This window comes from Citrobacter sp. Cu096 (genome assembly GCF_030332285.1).
Classification (GTDB): domain Bacteria; phylum Pseudomonadota; class Gammaproteobacteria; order Enterobacterales; family Enterobacteriaceae; genus Citrobacter; species Citrobacter meridianamericanus.
Map to the genome: position 1 here is coordinate 1362374 of NZ_JAOWID010000030.1, position 17039 is coordinate 1379412.

17 protein-coding genes are annotated in these 17039 nt (G+C 49.2%); 11 read left to right on the forward strand and 6 right to left on the reverse strand.

All coding sequences use genetic code 11. The features are described from left to right. Positions 1 to 7: 7 nt before the first annotated feature. Positions 8 to 655 carry a riboflavin synthase gene (locus OGX99_RS20900; RefSeq protein ID WP_016152982.1) on the reverse strand — a complete coding sequence of 216 codons (648 nt, stop codon included), beginning with the start codon at positions 653 to 655 and terminating at the stop codon, positions 8 to 10. Between the two features lie 217 nt (positions 656 to 872). Between OGX99_RS20900 and mdtK the strand changes: the two genes are divergently transcribed. Next, positions 873 to 2246 (forward strand): multidrug efflux MATE transporter MdtK, encoded by a 1374-nt coding sequence (mdtK, locus tag OGX99_RS20905; RefSeq protein ID WP_151219079.1) that lies wholly within the window; start codon positions 873 to 875, stop codon positions 2244 to 2246. A gap of 36 nt (positions 2247 to 2282) precedes the next feature. Here mdtK and OGX99_RS20910 read toward each other — a convergent pair whose 3' ends face one another. Beyond that, positions 2283 to 2981, reverse strand: a complete 699-nt coding sequence (locus OGX99_RS20910; RefSeq protein ID WP_210905032.1) for an RluA family pseudouridine synthase — start codon at positions 2979 to 2981, stop codon at positions 2283 to 2285. Between the two features lie 119 nt (positions 2982 to 3100). On the opposite strand from OGX99_RS20910, the gene OGX99_RS20915 reads away from it, so the two are divergent. The 7 genes from OGX99_RS20915 (at position 3101) to OGX99_RS20945 (ending at position 9491) form a co-directional block, all read left to right on the forward strand. Next, complete coding sequence (locus OGX99_RS20915; protein ID WP_187252505.1) at positions 3101 to 3892, forward strand: PhzF family phenazine biosynthesis protein; 792 nt, start codon at positions 3101 to 3103, stop codon at positions 3890 to 3892. A 36-nt stretch (positions 3893 to 3928) separates the two neighbouring features. Next, entirely contained in the window at positions 3929 to 4237 is a 309-nt protein-coding gene (locus OGX99_RS20920) for a monooxygenase (protein WP_151219077.1), read from the forward strand. Between the two features lie 243 nt (positions 4238 to 4480). Next, a complete protein-coding gene (locus OGX99_RS20925; RefSeq protein ID WP_151219076.1) occupies positions 4481 to 4876 on the forward strand; it encodes a RidA family protein in 396 nt (131 codons plus the stop codon). A gap of 27 nt (positions 4877 to 4903) precedes the next feature. Then, positions 4904 to 5872 (forward strand): threo-3-hydroxy-L-aspartate ammonia-lyase, encoded by a 969-nt coding sequence (locus tag OGX99_RS20930; RefSeq protein ID WP_286544971.1) that lies wholly within the window; start codon positions 4904 to 4906, stop codon positions 5870 to 5872. A 124-nt stretch (positions 5873 to 5996) separates the two neighbouring features. Continuing rightward, positions 5997 to 6638 carry a helix-turn-helix transcriptional regulator gene (locus tag OGX99_RS20935; RefSeq protein WP_151219074.1) on the forward strand — a complete coding sequence of 214 codons (642 nt, stop codon included), beginning with the start codon at positions 5997 to 5999 and terminating at the stop codon, positions 6636 to 6638. Positions 6639 to 7050: 412 nt separating this feature from the next. Then, positions 7051 to 7545, forward strand: coding sequence for a putative pterin-binding protein (locus OGX99_RS20940; protein ID WP_151219073.1), 495 nt, complete (start codon positions 7051 to 7053; stop codon positions 7543 to 7545). A gap of 17 nt (positions 7546 to 7562) precedes the next feature. After that, positions 7563 to 9491, forward strand: coding sequence for a putative bifunctional diguanylate cyclase/phosphodiesterase (locus OGX99_RS20945; RefSeq protein ID WP_151219072.1), 1929 nt, complete (start codon positions 7563 to 7565; stop codon positions 9489 to 9491). A gap of 150 nt (positions 9492 to 9641) precedes the next feature. Here OGX99_RS20945 and OGX99_RS20950 read toward each other — a convergent pair whose 3' ends face one another. From OGX99_RS20950 to OGX99_RS20965, 4 genes are all read right to left on the reverse strand, one after another. After that, entirely contained in the window at positions 9642 to 9887 is a 246-nt protein-coding gene (locus OGX99_RS20950; RefSeq protein WP_151219071.1) for a pentapeptide MXKDX repeat protein, read from the reverse strand. A gap of 25 nt (positions 9888 to 9912) precedes the next feature. Beyond that, complete coding sequence (locus OGX99_RS20955; protein ID WP_151225404.1) at positions 9913 to 10683, reverse strand: molybdopterin-dependent oxidoreductase; 771 nt, start codon at positions 10681 to 10683, stop codon at positions 9913 to 9915. An 11-nt stretch (positions 10684 to 10694) separates the two neighbouring features. Next, positions 10695 to 11294, reverse strand: a complete 600-nt coding sequence (locus OGX99_RS20960) for a cytochrome b/b6 domain-containing protein (protein ID WP_151219069.1) — start codon at positions 11292 to 11294, stop codon at positions 10695 to 10697. A gap of 110 nt (positions 11295 to 11404) precedes the next feature. Next, positions 11405 to 12364: a YbgA family protein gene (locus OGX99_RS20965; protein ID WP_151225403.1), complete on the reverse strand. Its 960-nt coding sequence runs from the start codon at positions 12362 to 12364 to the stop codon at positions 11405 to 11407. Between the two features lie 211 nt (positions 12365 to 12575). Here OGX99_RS20965 and OGX99_RS20970 point away from each other — a divergent pair, with 211 nt between their 5' ends. The 3 genes from OGX99_RS20970 to trpS all read left to right on the forward strand — a co-directional run bounded on the left by OGX99_RS20970 (position 12576) and on the right by trpS (position 16792). After that, complete coding sequence (locus OGX99_RS20970; protein WP_187259516.1) at positions 12576 to 13685, forward strand: AI-2E family transporter; 1110 nt, start codon at positions 12576 to 12578, stop codon at positions 13683 to 13685. A gap of 117 nt (positions 13686 to 13802) precedes the next feature. Next, positions 13803 to 15587 (forward strand): diguanylate cyclase, encoded by a 1785-nt coding sequence (locus OGX99_RS20975; RefSeq protein WP_286540745.1) that lies wholly within the window; start codon positions 13803 to 13805, stop codon positions 15585 to 15587. 200 nt (positions 15588 to 15787) lie between these two features. Continuing rightward, positions 15788 to 16792, forward strand: a complete 1005-nt coding sequence (trpS, locus tag OGX99_RS20980) for a tryptophan--tRNA ligase (protein WP_151219066.1) — start codon at positions 15788 to 15790, stop codon at positions 16790 to 16792. Positions 16793 to 17039 lie beyond the last annotated feature (247 nt).

Sequence of the window (17039 nt, forward strand, 5' to 3'; positions counted from 1 at the left end):
TTTACTCTCAGGCTCCTGCTTCACCTGTGACGTTGCTGATAGCGCTTTCTCGCGCCGCCAGCACACGCTCAACGGTATCAACCACCGCCTGCGTTTGCGGATCGATTTCGATATTGACCCGCGCACCCAGTTTTTTCTTGCCAAGCGTCGTACGCTCCAGGGTTTCCGGAATCAAATGCACGCAAAAGCGTGTCGGTGTGACTTCGCCTACCGTCAGGCTGATGCCGTCAATACCGATAAATCCTTTGTACAGGATATATTTCATCAGTGACGGATCCTGAACTTTAAACCACACCTGGCGATTGTTTTCTGAGGTCAGAATTTTCGATACTTCGGCAGTAGTCATAATATGGCCCGACATTAAATGCCCGCCGATTTCATCACTAAATTTTGCCGCGCGCTCAACATTGACCAAATCTCCGACCTTCAGATCCCCCAGATTTGTGATACGCAACGTTTCTTTCATCAGATCAAAGCTTATCTGGTTACCGTTGATTTCGGTGACCGTCAGGCAGCACCCATTGTGGGCAACCGATGCGCCGGTCTCAAGCGCATCCAGCATATATTCAGGTAACTCCACAACATGCGTACGAAAATTTGGTTTTTCATCAATAGACACCAATTTCGCGGTGCCCTGCACAATACCCGTAAACATACTTCTAACTCCTGAACTCAATTAAGACATCTCTGCACAGCACAATAGCAGGTGGAAATTCAGGTTGCCAGCGATGCGCCGCTACTGCCTGTTTTTTCACTGGAGAATTACGTATTCCTCGCTACAATAGACTGAAATTTCCCCAGCTTTTTCTCCTTGCTGCCAGATAAGGCGGCTTTTTTAGTCTCTCAAATAACAACAATATAGTGGTGTACACGTGCAAAAGTATGTAAGTGAAGCGCGTCAGTTATTAGCTCTGGCAATTCCGGTGATTCTTGCGCAAATCGCTCAAACTGCAATGGGATTCGTTGATACCGTCATGGCGGGTGGATACAGCGCCACGGACATGGCTGCCGTCGCTATTGGAACGTCCATCTGGCTGCCAGCTATTCTGTTTGGCCATGGACTGTTACTGGCTCTGACGCCGGTCATTGCGCAACTCAATGGGTCCGGACGCCGCGATCGGATTGCCCATCAAATACGTCAGGGATTCTGGTTGGCGGGTAGCGTCTCCGTTCTGATTATGATCGTGCTATGGAACGCAGGCTACATTATTCGCTCCATGCATAACATCGACCCGGCTCTGGCGGATAAAGCCGTTGGCTATCTTCGCGCGCTGCTGTGGGGCGCACCGGGGTATTTGTTCTTCCAGGTAGCCCGTAACCAGTGCGAAGGTCTGGCCAAGACCAAACCCGCAATGGTGATGGGATTTCTCGGCCTGCTGGTGAACATACCGGTTAACTACGTTTTCATTTATGGGCATTTAGGCATGCCGGAACTGGGCGGCGTGGGTTGTGGCGTCGCTACGGCAGCGGTTTACTGGGTAATGTTTATCGCGATGCTGTCTTACATTAAACGCGCACGCTCAATGCGCGACATCCGTAATGAGCGTGGTTTCCAGAAGCCGGACACCGCAGTAATGAAGCGTCTGGTGCAATTGGGTTTACCTATCGCGCTGGCGTTGTTTTTCGAAGTGACGCTGTTTGCAGTAGTCGCGTTGCTGGTTTCCCCACTGGGGATTGTTGACGTCGCCGGACACCAGATCGCGTTGAACTTCAGCTCGTTAATGTTCGTTCTGCCGATGTCTCTGGCTGCCGCCGTCACCATTCGTGTCGGTTATCGTCTGGGTCAGGGTTCCACGCTGGATGCCCAAACCGCAGCCAGAACGGGTCTGGGCGTCGGTGTCTGCATGGCCGTGGTAACGGCGATTTTCACCGTGACATTCCGTGAACACATTGCCCTGCTCTACAACAATAACCCGGAAGTTGTCGCTCTGGCAGCACAGCTCATGTTGCTGGCGGCGGTGTATCAAATATCTGACTCTATCCAGGTTATTGGCAGCGGTATCCTGCGTGGTTATAAAGATACCCGTTCAATTTTCTTTATTACCTTTACGGCCTACTGGGTGCTGGGTCTGCCGAGCGGCTATATTCTGGCGCTGACCGATCTGGTGGTTGACCGGATGGGGCCAGCAGGATTCTGGATGGGCTTTATTATCGGCCTGACTTCTGCGGCGGTGCTGATGATGCTGCGAATGCGTTTTCTACAACGCCAACCGTCAGCGGTTATATTGCAACGAGCTGCACGATAATACCCAAATAGCCGCCGTTGGCGGCTTTTTTCATCCTCAGAACGGACTGGCATTTTGGACATTCATCCATTCCTGACTGATGGGATGCCTGAAATGCAATTCACTGGCATGCAGCATCAGTCGCGGCGCCCTTTCAGTGCCTGGCAGCAGACAACCTCCATACAAATCACAGCCTAAAATCGGATGTCCTAACAACTGACAGTGGATCCGCAGTTGATGGGTACGCCCGGTTTCAGGCGTCAGTTGTACCCGGGTCAGGCAGAGTGACGCCCCATTTTCCTGGCGATAATGAAAACGCTCAACAACCTGATAGCGCGAGCGCGCGGGTTTGCCGTTGAAGGCGCAAATCGACATCCGTGGAAACAACGCCGGGTCTTTGGCTATCGCTGCGTCTATAACCCCTTCATCATTTTTCAGATGCCCACATAACAGCGCGCTGTACATTTTGCTTACCGTACGTCGACTGAACTGCTGGCAAAGCGCGGCGTTGATCGCTTTGTTACGGGCAACCACCATCAACCCTGAAGTGCTAAAATCGAGCCGATGTACCAGCGTGCAACCGGGATAAATCTGTACCAGCCGATGATGTACCGAATCGAGATTTTGCGGATTTTTCCCCGACAAACTTAGCAGCCCGGCAGGTTTATTGATAAGCACCAGATGTTCGTCCTGATAGAGGATCTCTATCTCGTCATGACAAGGCGGGGCAATAAAAGTATCGAGGATCGTAGACATGTGCGGCCAGAATGAAATGTGGGAGCAGATCATATCCAATTTTCACCAGACTGGCGAATTTGAGTCGTACAGGCATGATAGAGTGTGGGTTATCCCGAGTACGATGAGAGGGTTACACCGTGCAACAAATCGATTTCTATATGGTAGATGCCTTTACCACCACCACGTTTGGCGGTAATGCCGCAGCAGTATGTCCGCTCCCAGACTGGTTGCCCGATGAAACATTATTGAAAATGTCGCAGCAGCATAACCAGTCAGAAACCGCTTTTTTTGTCGTCAACGAGAATGGCTTTGAGCTGCGCTGGTTTACCACTCAGGGAGAAATCAATCTGTGTGGACATGCCACGCTTGCCGCCGCACATGTCATCTTTGAACATCTGGACTACCCAGGTACGACCCTCCATTTTGCCACTCGATTCGTGGGGCCACTGACGGTCACGCGCAGCGGTGAATGGCTGACGCTTGATTTTCCTGCCTGGCAAAGCGAGCCCACCGAACCGCCCGCCTTACTGCTGGAAACATTAGGCATCACCGAATACAAAGAAGTGCGTGTCGCGCGCGATTATATGATTGTTTTGGATAATCAACAGCAGGTTGAGGCTGTACGCCCGGACATCCACGCCATGCTTCCGTTGCGGAAAATGGTTTGTATCACCGCGCCGGGTGACGGGCAATACGACTTCGTCAGCCGTTTCTTCTGTCCGGGTGAAGCCGTAGCGGAAGACCCTGTCACGGGCTCGGCACATAGCATGCTGATTCCTTACTGGGCAGCAAAACTCAATAAATCACAGATGCTGGCGCGCCAGGTCTCTGCGCGCGGCGGAGATTTACGCTGCCAGTTGGCAGGAACGCGTGTTTATATCGGCGGACAGGCAATCACTTATCTAACTGGGAAAGTGCTGTTGCGCTAGCAGCTCTCCCCGAATTAACCAATCCAAGGAGGATTTATGGCGAACAAACTCGTGCAGATACACTTTGATTTTCATGGTCCGTTTGGCGCTGAGATGTCGAATCAGCTTGTTGAACTGGCCGAATCCATCAACCAGGAGCCGGGGTTCATCTGGAAAATCTGGACCGAGAACGAAGCAAACCACGAAGCCGGTGGCATCTACCTGTTTCAGGATGAAGTCAGCGCGCTAGCCTATATCAAAAAGCACACTGCCCGTCTGAAGCATCTGGGAGTGGAAGACGTGACGTTCAAAATCTTCGATATTAATGAGCCGTTAAGTAAAATTAACCACGGTCATATTGGCTAATTTTTTGCTTCAGACGCCCCTCCCCGGGGCGTTTCACCACTGATACTGCTTTCCCCTCGTTAAAACCGAAACCTCCCTGTTCCCACTCAGCATAGCTTTTACGTTAACCACATTTGCAATAGTTCACAAAATCAGCACCTGTGAAAATTATCACTAGCCTGACGTTGCATGAAAGCGTATAAAATAATACAAAATGTATTATTTTATACAAAATGAATTATCATCAACATCAGGAGATTCTTTATGTCTGTGGAGATTACATTGAACGCATCTGCAGGGGGCTTTCCACCTGCTGGTCATTACTCGCACAGTACAACGGCTGGCGGGTTCGTCTTCATTTCCGGCCAGTTGCCGGTCACTATTGATGGCGAAAAGAAAACGAATGCTTCTTTTGAAGAGCAGACGCGACTGGTGCTACAGAATATTGATGCCTGCCTGGCTGGCGCTGGAATTTCCCGACAGCATTTGGTGTCAGTACGCGTCTATGTGACAGATATCAACCAGTGGCCAACGTTTAACAAAATCTATGGCGAGTGGATCGGTGATTTCCGCCCATCTCGAGCAGTAGCCGGTGTTGCAGAGCTTCATTATGGTTTCGCGCTGGAAATCGAAGCTATTGCCTTGGCCCCACAAGCGTGACGTTTAACGACATACAGGTGAACAAGAATGACTGAAATGACACTGCCTGATTATAACGATGTTGCCGCTGCGGCAGAGCGCATCGCCGAGTATGCCAACAAAACACCGGTGATGACCTCCCGAACGGTTAATGACGAATTTGCGGCTGACGTTTTCTTCAAATGCGAAAACTTCCAGAGAATGGGCGCGTTTAAATTTCGCGGAGCTATGAATGCGCTGCGCCAGTTTACACCAGAACAACGCGCTGCAGGCGTCGTCACCTTTTCTTCCGGCAACCATGCGCAGGCCATTGCCCTGTCGGCAAAGTTGTTGGGGATCCCGGCGACGATTATCATGCCGCACGATGCCCCGGCAGCTAAAGTTGCGGCAACAAAAGGCTATGGTGGAAATGTGGTGATTTACGATCGCTATACCGAAGATCGTGAGAAAATAGGCCGGGAGCTGGCAGAGAAACACGGTTTGACGCTAATCCCGCCTTACGATCATCCGCACGTGATTGCGGGCCAGGGCACTGCCGCAAAAGAGCTGATTGAAGAAGTGGGTCAATTGGACGTTCTGTTCGTGTGTCTGGGTGGCGGCGGCCTGCTTTCAGGATCCGCACTGGCAGCCCGACATCTCTCCCCTGACTGCCTCATCTATGGCGTCGAACCCGAAGCGGGAAACGATGGGCAACGGTCGTTTCGCAGCGGAAAAATTGTTCATATTGATACGCCCAAAACCATCGCTGACGGTGCGCAGACCCAACATCTCGGGAAGATAACGTTTCCGATCATTCAGCAAAACGTTAACGATATTCTGACCGTCTCAGATGATGAACTGGTCGCCTCGATGAAATTTATCGCTGAGCGCATGAAAATCGTCGTGGAGCCGACCGGATGCCTGGGTTTTGCTGCTGCGCGAACCCGCAAGGCAGAACTTCTCGGTAAGAAAATCGGTATTATCATTAGCGGCGGGAACGTGGATATCAGCCGCTACAGTGAATTCCTCGTAAGTTGATCAAAAAGGTATCTGCTATGCGGATACCTTATTACTGTCTGTATATTCCTGTCTGGATAAGCGAACCTTGCTCACTGTAAACTGCTCGCAATCGTGGCTACAGGCATCACCACAGGAGACTGGCATGCCCAAAACTGACAACAACTCGCTTCTCAGCCAAATTGACACTATCGCCAGGGGGCTCGGCGAGACCTTCTCTCCATTTTGCGAAGTGGTGGTTCATGACCTCAAGAATCCTGAACATGCCATTTTGTCCATCCATAACAATTTGTCAGGACGCAAACCCGGCCAGCCGGCAACAGAACTGGGTCTGGCGCGAATCGCATCGCCCGAATTTCCCAGCATCATTGCGAATTACAGCAACCAGTTTGCCGATGGCCGCCCGGTGAAAAGTACATCCATTGGCATCAAAGACGAAGAAGGTAAATACGTAGCAGCACTCTGTCTGAACGTGGATATGACGCTGTTTCGTGGCATGCAGAGTGCCCTTGCACAATTTACTGAAACCGAAAACTCGCCTATTAAGGAACATATCGACCCTGGCAGTAATGAAGTCATCCGCCAGCGTATCGATGACTTTGCCGCTAAACGCGCAACGACGGCCCGCGCCCTTAAACCTGAAGACCGTAAGCTGCTGATTCAACAGTTACGCAAAGAGGGGTTGCTGAACGTACGAAAATCAATGGATACCGTGGCACAGCATCTGGGGGTATCCAGAGCTACCGCTTACCTGTATGCCCGTCAGTCGACACCGTTAAATGAGTAAGATGGTCATATAAGGTATGCCTTAGCGCAGGTCAGTGACATGTCATTCATTACTGGCACAAAGTGCTCCGCCACATGCTGAGGGGGCGTTGTGCCGACATAGCCATCCGCAAGAAAAACAGTATTACCTTGTGACTACACAAAAGATAAACCTTTGCATCTCTGCGTGTTTAATTATCCCAGTTAAACATGCAGGTTGCTTTTTGTACAAATCAATAAAGATTAACGCCCTTCTAATAACTTCATCAACCTTGCTTGAGCAACTTTAAAAGCAAGCAAACCCTAACTATCTGATTTTTATCAATAAAAATATATTCACGTTTATTCAACAAATATTAACCAGGCCGCATATATAATTAACATAATATCTAAATTATAATTCTTTTACACATCCGGTAGCCGGTGAGGTCAGAATGCGATTAATCGCCATGTTGTTAAGCTTTATGCTCGTCACCCAGGTCTATGCCAGCGAACTGCCCAAACCTGCAGGTAAAGTCCTTTTAACACTGTCCGGAAATATTGAAAATACAAATGAAGACGGGAAAGCCGTTTTTGATACCGCCAGCCTTGAGAAACTGGGAATGGTAAGTTTCCAGACCACCTCCCCCTGGTATAATGGTCGCACGACCTTTACGGGCATTCCATTACAAAAGCTCATGGATTATGTCGGGGCAAAAGGATCGGTTGTAAAGGTGACTGCGCTCAATGACTACACGACCGTTATCCCTCTCAGTGATTTCAAAAAATACGATGCTATCCTTGCTTTAAAAATCAACGGAAAATATATGCGCATCCGTGATAAAGGCCCGTTATTCATTGTGTACCCCTATGACAGCATGCCGGAACTGAATAACCAGATTTATTACTCCAGGTCTGCATGGCAGGTCAGTAGTATGGATATCGAGTAGGCGTTCAGAGGAACATCATGAACAGAATACTGGCTGGTATCATCTTTTTTCTTTTTATATCTACTGGATATATCTCATTCCTCGTGCATGAAAGACAACAAGAGTTACAGAAGCTAACTCACTACACCGATTCCTGGTCTGCTGCACAGCTGGTATCTCAATATTATCGATTTGAATCATTGTTAGCTCTTTACACTATCGATGATACGATGAATCTCGATAATGTACGCATGCGTCTCGACATTATGCTCAGCCAGAGTGATTTGATCAAAGAGGGTGATTTGGGGCGCTACATTGAAAGCAATATAGCGCACCGTCAACTGGCGGTAAAACTTGAAAACACCCTGAATTTTCTGGATGTTAATCTGGAAAAAATGAACCGTTCAGCACTCCAGGACTATCTAAAAAAAATGCATACTCTGGATGCGCCACTTGGTCGTCTTTCGTCCGGCGCGTTAAACAAGGATGTTAACTCGATCAATAACGCCAACCAGAAAATTCAAACACTGTACTACATATATTCAGCAACCTCTGTGCTACTGATAATACTGAGTGCGATTCTGGGCGTGCTCATTTTCTATCAAAACAGAAATATCCTACGTGCACACCTTCAGGTTAAGAGTCTTGCCGAAGAACTGCAGATATCTAAAGAAAAGCTACAAATCCAGAATGCTAAACTGGAATATGACGTCTACCATGACTCTCTTACCGAGATGAATAATCGCCAGCTATTCTGGGGTGATTTAAATAAAACAATCGAGATGGCAGAAAAAAATAACGACTCTGTGATTGTGATGTTGTTTGATTTAGATCGCTTCAAGGAGGTAAATGATACCTATGGTCATGATGCCGGTGACATTTTACTACGTCAGATATCAAACCGTCTGACTTCGATAAGCCTGACTTCGGATACACTGTATCGATTAGGTGGAGATGAGTTTGCGTTTCTCTCAAGCGGTTTGACAGAAAGTCGCGCAGTTTCACGAGCTCAGAAAATATGTGAATATATCAGCCAACCCTATACTATTTACAACACAATTATCAATATAACTACCTGCGTTGGTATTGTTATCTCAGATACTGAACGTCGCCCCGACTATCTTTATAAATTTGCCGATCTGGCGCTTTATGAAGCCAAAAACGACGGTTCTGGCAAGATAAAGGTCTTCCGGCAACGAATGTTAGAAAAGCTGCAAGAAAGCAGAACACTTGAGCATGATATGGCCCTGGCAATTGTGAACAAAGAATTCGTGGTTTATTATCAGCCTATTGTCGACTCTTTCAGCCAGAAAATTTACAGTTACGAAGCACTTATTAGATGGCTCCATCCTCTTAAGGGCCTCCTGTCACCGGATAGCTTCATTCCCGTTGCTGAAAAAACAGGAATGATTAATGAGATGGGGAAAGCCGTGCTCGAAATTGCTTGCCGGGAGGCAGCTTGTTGGGCAATTCCGGTTAAAATTTCAGTCAATGTCTCTCCCGTTCAGCTAAGCAGCAAAACCTTTGCCGGTATCGTGCTGTCCATTCTGAAAGAAACAGGACTACCACCTGATCGTCTTGAACTGGAGGTGACAGAATCCTCTATCTTTACTGAGAGTACAACGCCGATGAATACCCTGAATAAACTCAGAGCCCTTGGCGTAAAAATCTCCATCGACGATTTTGGTACCGGATACTCTTCTCTTTCGCGACTGAGCAGGCTTGCCTTCGATAAAATCAAAATAGACAAGTCCTTTGTGCATTCGATATCTACACAGGAAGATGCCCTTAATATCATCAAACTGATCACTGGCATGGCGAAGTCCCTTAATATGAAGGCTGTCGCAGAAGGTGTTGAAACGCAGGAACAACTGGAAAGACTGCAGGCTCTCGGCTGCGATTTCGCACAAGGATATCTGTTTGGTAAACCTCAACCTTGTATTGATAAGGAAATCAGACATGGTTAAATCACAAACGCCTCCCCAGCTCTGAATGGTCTGGCCTTGGGAAAAAGGATGTTAATTAAGCTTTAGTCACTGACTGACATCCTGCAGTCGCCGTTAAAAATTAATGTACCCTGTTTTAAAACAGGGTACATCTGTGAAATTGAAAAAGAATTAATTTTTCATTTCATGGTTTTTATTCATATTATCTTTTTTCATATTGTCCATTTTTCCCATACTGTCTTTGGTCATTGGTTTTTTGCTCATAGTGTCTTTGCACATATTGTCTTTACACATGTTGTCATGTGTCTTTGACATTGTGTCTTTAGCCATACCGTCTTTGCCCATCGAATCGGCGGCCTGTACGTTTGCCATAAACAGAGCGGAAAATACGGTTGCGGCGATGATCATCTTTTTCATGGTAGTTCCTCGTTGTGTTGTAGTATTAACTGCCACCAAACCAGTTGTAACCCTGATCTTCCCAATAACCGCCCGGGAAACGATTCGTGATTTCAATGACCTGGATATGTTTGGGATTCTTGTACCCCAGCTTGGTAGGGATACGTAGCTTTATGGGGTAGCCATATTCTGCCGGGAGGATCTGGTTATCCCACGTCAATGCCATCAGCGTCTGAGGGTGTAACGCCGTGGCCATGTCTATGCTGGTGTAGTAGTCATCTGCACAGCGAAAGCTGACGTACTTCGCGCGCAAATCGGCACCAACGAGCGTCAAAAAGTGGCGAAACGGCACACCACCCCATTTTCCAATTGCACTCCATCCCTCAACGCAAATGTGACGGGTAATCTGACTTGTCTGCTGCATGTTGTGCAGCTCCGTCAGCGTCCAGTTGCGGTTGTCACGCACCAGCCCGCGAATTTCAAGGCGATAGTCCCGGCCATCCACCTGCGGAATATCTTCTGGCCCGTAAAAAGCATTAAATGGAAAAGGACGCGTGATCTCTGCGGATGTATATTCAGGCGCAAGCGCACGGTCGCTGAATAAAAACCCCTGCACCCGATCGTTAAAACGTGACATACGTGAGAGCACATTTTCCACATCCGTGTTATCGCTGATATCGCAACCGGTAAGCATCATGATGCCGCCGAGCGTCAGTCCCTGGCGCAGTAAACGACGGCGGTCCGGGCTGAGTAATTTTTCCGCTTCTTTGACCAGGTAATGCGTGTCAGTGTCGGAGAGAAATCGGGATTTTTTCATGATGTATTTCCTTAGCGCCCCCGTAACATTGCCAGCAACGTGCGCGGAACCAGCAGGACCATTAGCAGATGAATGACAATAAACAGCGCAAGTGCGCTCATGGCGAAGAAATGGACATACCGCGCAGAATCATATCCACCGAATAAGGTCCGTAAAAACGGGAACTGTACGGATTTCCACAGTACCAGACCGGATAAAACCAGCACGATGCCATCGAGAAGAATGAACAGATAGGCTATTTTTTGCACCATATTGTAGTGGCGCAGATCGGCGTGCTGGAGTTTCCCTCGCAGCGCCTGCAAGAGATCGTCCTTCAACTGTCGATATGACAACGGAAAAAACTTTTGCCGAAAACGGCCACTGGCTATGCCTAGCGAGAGATAAATTGCGCCATTTAAGGCCAGTACCCACATCATGGCAAAGTGCCACTGGAGTGCGCCCCCCAGCCAGCCACCGAGGGTTATTTGTGCAGGAAACTCAAATGAAAATAGCGGTGCGGCGTTGTAGATGCGCCAACCGCTAAACAACATGCCCGCGATAGCAACGACATTTACCCAATGGCAACAGCGCAGCCAAAGCGGGTGTACCGTTTCTGAAGTTGATGGTCGCATGATGCGCTCTCCATGAATGACATGAGCGCATCATGGCAGCATTGTGATCACCACATCCTCACGGAAGTTTAAATAAAATGTGATAACTTCCCGTATTCGCCAACAGTAAGCTAATTAACCATTAAACGAAGCGCTAATTCATTCGGATAAGGATCAAAATAGTTCTGGCCAAGCAGGTAGCTGTCCGGGTATTCAGCCAGGTAGTGCTTGAGTAGCGTGAGTGGAGCCAGGATTGGCAAAAGTCCACTGCTGTAGTTGAGGATGACGTCACGTAACTCTCCGCGCTGGCGAGCGCTCAATTGCTCACGGAAGTAACCCTGAATATGCATCAGCACGTTGGTGTGATTCTTCCGCGATGCGGGCTTTTTAAGAATAGCCATAAGCTTTTCACGATAGGCCACGAAAAAAGCATCCAAATCATCCCACTGGTGAAGCGAGGCAACAAAGGGGCCAATTTCCCGATAACCCGCCTGGTTATGAGCCAGCAGCTGGAGCTTATAGCGACTATGAAAGTGTATTAATCCGTGGCGAGTAAGGCCATTGGCTCGCAACTTATTTAGCTCATGTAACGCGAACACTCGCGCGACAAAATTTTCCCTCAGCACCGGATCGTGCAAGCGGCCATCTTCTTCGACCGGCAACCACGGGTAGGTTTCCATTAATGCACCAGTAAATAAACCCGTCCCCTCTTTTCGCCCACGATTTCCCTTTTCGTCATACAGCCTTACTCTTTCCATCCCGCAGCTCGGTGATTTAGCACAAACGATAAAACCCGCCAGACTACCAAGTCCCTGTAGATATGAGGCGGTGAATTCGGACATTTTATCTGTTACATCTTCACCCGGCGCATGGCTAAAACACATGCGAATATCCCCTTGGGAAGTCTGAACCAGACGCAACGCGGGACGTGGTACAGGCAAACCGATGGACATCTCCGGACAGACAGGTTTATAAGTCACCCACTTAGCCAGATCGTCCATCACAAACCCCATCCGCTTATGCCCACCATCGAATCGCACGGCTGAGCCGGTCAAACATCCACTAATCCCGATAACAGGTTGAGTATGCATAACGATCCCCTCTTTTGTTTGCGCCCCTTTTCGGGAAGGATTCGTGTGACTGTTCCATTAAGTAAAGCATATTTAAACGACATACTTTCGTGAGCTTTAATTTTTAATGTTCGGATACATTAATCATAAATAACGAATATTTGCAGTGAAAGTTGGTAATTTCCCTGAACAGTTCTATAGTCGGGACTGCTTCTCATTACAGGGTTCACTAATGCGATTTAACGGACTGACTAAAGGTTTCTTCATTTTCATCCTTGCCCTCGTTACCTGGGCGTTTTTCGATGTATTGTCCCCCTACTTTTCTGCTATTTTGTGGGCTGCCATCCTGACCACAATATTCAACCCGGTGAAAAACAGGCTGCGCAGTGCCCTTGGCGAACGCAACGGGCTGGCATCACTGCTCACCATCGGCATTATCTGTCTGATTGTCTTTATCCCACTGATGGTGATCCTCTCCTCATTGGCGATTGAGTTGAACGTGGTGTATACCAAATTACAACAAAACGACACACAGTTCCCGGAAGTGGTCACCTCCATTATTTCGCATCTTCCTGACTGGGCCAGAGGATTCCTCGCCGAACATAATCTGGATAACGTTGCACAGCTCCAGAAAAAACTGTCGGACGTTGCGCTGCAGGGTGGCCAGTACCTGGCAGGTAGCGCGTTCCTGATTGGTAAAGGGACATTCGGCTTTGCTATTAGCTTTGGCATCATGCTGTATCTGCTGTTTTTCTTACTAAAGGACGGACCTTATCTGGTACGCCAGATTCTGGACTCATTACCGCTTTCTGATTTTGCCAAACAGCACCTGTTCGCTAAGTTCGTTGGCGTGACACGGGCTACGGTTAAGGGCACGGCGGTAGTCGCGTTGGTTCAGGGGATTCTTGGCGGCATCGCGTTTGCTGTTGTTGATATCGACGGCAGCGTACTGTGGGGCGCGCTAATGGCGTTTCTCTCCCTCGTGCCCGCTGTCGGCTCAGCGATCGTCTGGGTACCTGCGGCAATATTCCTTTTCGCCACGCATCAGCTATGGCAAGGGCTGTTTATCGTCGGCTTCTTCGTGATTATCGTCGGGCTGGTGGACAATATCCTGCGCCCGCTGCTGGTCGGTAAAGACACCAAAATGCCTGATTACCTGATCCTGATAAGCACCCTCGGCGGGATGGAGATCTACGGTATCAACGGCTTTGTAATTGGCCCGCTAATTGCCGCGCTGTTCATTACCTGCTGGAATCTGTTTTCCGGACGTGACCATGAAGGTAACGTGGAAGGAATCGACGAAGCTTTTATGGAAGAAGGAAAAAATCCTCCAGATCTGTGATGGCTGGACGATAACAAAAGGCGGTCTCAGGGCCGCCTTTTGTTTTCACGCAAAATCATACGTTTCCTATAATTTCAATCATGCTTATTCATTAATCGTCGCAAAAGGAACTCATCAGTGCGAATAGCCACAATTACCAACTGGGCCTATAGCGCGACGGTATGTCTGACCATCGCCTCCGGCATTGTCATGCTGATGGCCTCCAGCGCCGATAATACCGAACGCCAGGTGGTGGAGCAGCGTTATCAATTCGATCAACTGACCGAAGAAGTGGAGCTTGACGCCTGGTCTCTATCAGATCTGGCACGCGAATATGTTATTGCAAAAGATTCAGAAGCACTTAACACCTACCGCCAGAAAGAAGCGTCGCTAAAAGCGGTTGAACAGCGATTGTCGAAGCTAAAAGACCTTGGGGCAACGGATGAAGAGCTGGCGCTATTGCATGAAGGGCTGCAGATTGTGGATGCCCTGCAGGATGAGCAGGCCACGGCGCTTGCCAGCGTCGCGCGTGGAGAAGAGTCGCAGGCCATCGCCCTGCTGTACGGGAAAGCCTATGAACAGGAACTGGAGCGAGCTCAGGATCGCATAGACCATTTCCGCCAGTTGCTCGACAACCGCGTGCGTAATGCCATTGAAGATGCAACCCAAACATCGCGTAAGCTGCGTACGGCCTCTGAAGTGATGGTTGGGCTTACGGCTCTGCTATTTTTGTTCGTCCTCGGCTTTATTTTAAAACGCCGTGTACTGCGTCCCGTCGTGCGTTTGAGCGATGTGGTCAACCGTTTGGCATCGCAGGATTACGCCGTTGAGACGCCAAGCTTTAACCAGATTGATGAAATCGGCGATATGGCGCAGGCGATCCGCATTTTTCGCGAAAACGGCCTGGTACGGCAACAGCTGGAGCAAGAACGAGACGCTGACTGGGCAATTCGCGAACTGTTGGCGCGTATGACACAACGCTTACAGGGCTGCGAGAGTTTTGCTGATGTCATCAATGTGGCTGAGCTGTTTGCACCGAATATTGCCCCAGGTATTGCTGGACGACTTTACATTCTTGACCGGGAGCCCTGGCAGATGCGCTCCGTTGCACAATGGCTCTCACCGCAGGGCAAAGCAGATGCTTTCCATCCGGATGAGTGCTGGGCAGTGCGCCGCGGTCAGAGCCATCCGCCGGTGCAAGGCGAACCCGATATCGCCTGCTACCATCTGCCGGAATCATGCCAGCAACATACTCTGTGCGTGCCACTGATTGCCCAGGGTGAAGCCATTGGCCTGCTTTCATTCCAGAATCTCAGCAATGAGTCAGCTCCTTCGCGTGCGTATCTGGAGCTGATGGCGGAAGCACTCGGTTTGGCCTTAGCCAACCAGCGCCTGCGCGATGCGCTGCTGGAGAAAGCGCTCTACGATCCGCTAACCGGTCTGCGCAACCGTCATCATCTGGAAGATTCCTTACGCACTCAGATGAGCCAGGCCGTACGCAACCAGGAGCCGATCAGTTGCCTGATGATCGATATCGACCATTTTAAAAATATTAACGATCGCTTTGGTCATGAGGCAGGAGATAGCGTGATAAAAAGTATCGCCGCGACTATTCAGCGCGTGGTCCACGACAGCGGCATGGCTTTCCGCTATGGCGGTGAGGAATTTCTGGTGCTGCTGGCCAATACGGATGAGCAGGCCGCCAACCGCTTTGCGACGGATATTTATAACGGTGTACGGGAACTGTCGCTGCGCTTTGGCGTCTCTGAAATTGGTCACGTCGATGTCTCTATTGGCGTAGCCAGCTATCCTCAGCACGCCCAGAGCGACAACCTGCTGCGTGCTGCAGACGTGGCCTTGTATCGCGCTAAAGAGCTGGGACGTTCGCGCATCGTGAGCTTTGGCATGCTGGAAGCGAGCTGAACATGGCTTTACCTCGATGCCAGGCGGTGATATGTTATTTCAATGAACACAAAACACGATATCACCGCTTTTAATCACAACCTGTGGTGGCTGCCTTCTTAAAGGCGGTCAGAATGTGTTTTCCCCATTTTAGATAACCGCCGAAAGGCGGTTATTTGCATTTGAAGACCCCTTTCGGTTTTATGACTAAGGAGTCTTATATGAACAACAAAACCATTATCCTCACTGGCGATCGACCTACCGGCCCGTTGCACCTCGGTCATTATGTTGGCTCGCTGCGTCAGCGCGCCATGCTGCAACACGATTATCAGCAGTTTGTATTAGTTGCTGACCTCCAAGGGCTGACCGATAACGGCAGCACACCGCAAAAGATCCGCGACAATATTCCCGAAGTGCTGGCCGATTATCTTGCTGCAGGAATAGATCCTTCACTGACCACTATTTGTTTGCAATCGGCCCTGCCTGCCCTTGCGGAGCTGACCGCGCTATATATGAACATCGTCACCGTGGCTCGCGTGGAGCGTAATCCTACGGTCAAAAACGAAATTGCGCAGAAAGGGTTTGCCCGCTCGTTACCGGTTGGTTTTCTGGTTTATCCCATCAGCCAGGCGGCAGATATTACAGCCTTCAAAGCCGAAGTGGTTCCCGTTGGCGACGATCAGTTGCCAATGATTGAACAGACCAATGAAATCGTGCATAAAATGAATAGTCTGTTACCTGCCCCCGTCTTGTCGCATTGTAAAGCGCTGCTGAGTGAAACCAGCCGTCTTCCGGGGATCGACGGTAATGCCAAAATGTCAAAATCGCTTGGCAATACATTACTCTTGTCCGCCAGCGAAGAGGCCATTCATCATGCGGTCAGCGCGATGTACACCGATCCCAATCATCTAAAAGTGTCCGATCCAGGGCAGATTGACGGCAATATGGTATTCACTTACCTCGATGCTTTTCATGCGGATAAAGCAAAAGTCGCGGAGATGAAAGCGCATTATCAGCGCGGCGGGCTGGGCGACCGTGCATGCAAAAACGAGCTGGAGATGTGCTTGCAAGAGCTTATTGCCCCGATGCGCGAGCGGCGCGCAACTTACATCCAGGATAAAGGCATACTGATGGCGATGCTCAAAAAAGGCAGCGAACAGGCGCATGAAGTCACACAGCAGACATTAAGAGAAGTGAAGCTAGGGCTGGGTTTGCCGGTGTTTTGAACTCGACCTGTTACAGTTGGCTCAATAAGTAAAGACAGCTCCCGACGAGTTACCTTCGCCGGGAGTTTTCAGAATCTTATCCACGTTTTATCAGCAAAATTCAGAGTGAAGATTAATCGCCCTTAACCCGTTGAAAAATCCTTTCCCTTCCTCTCAACTTAGTCATTTTATTAATCTGGCAGTTGCTACCATAATAACAAGTCACGAAGCGAAGCCTGTAACCCGCAGGCAATATGAGTAATGCAAC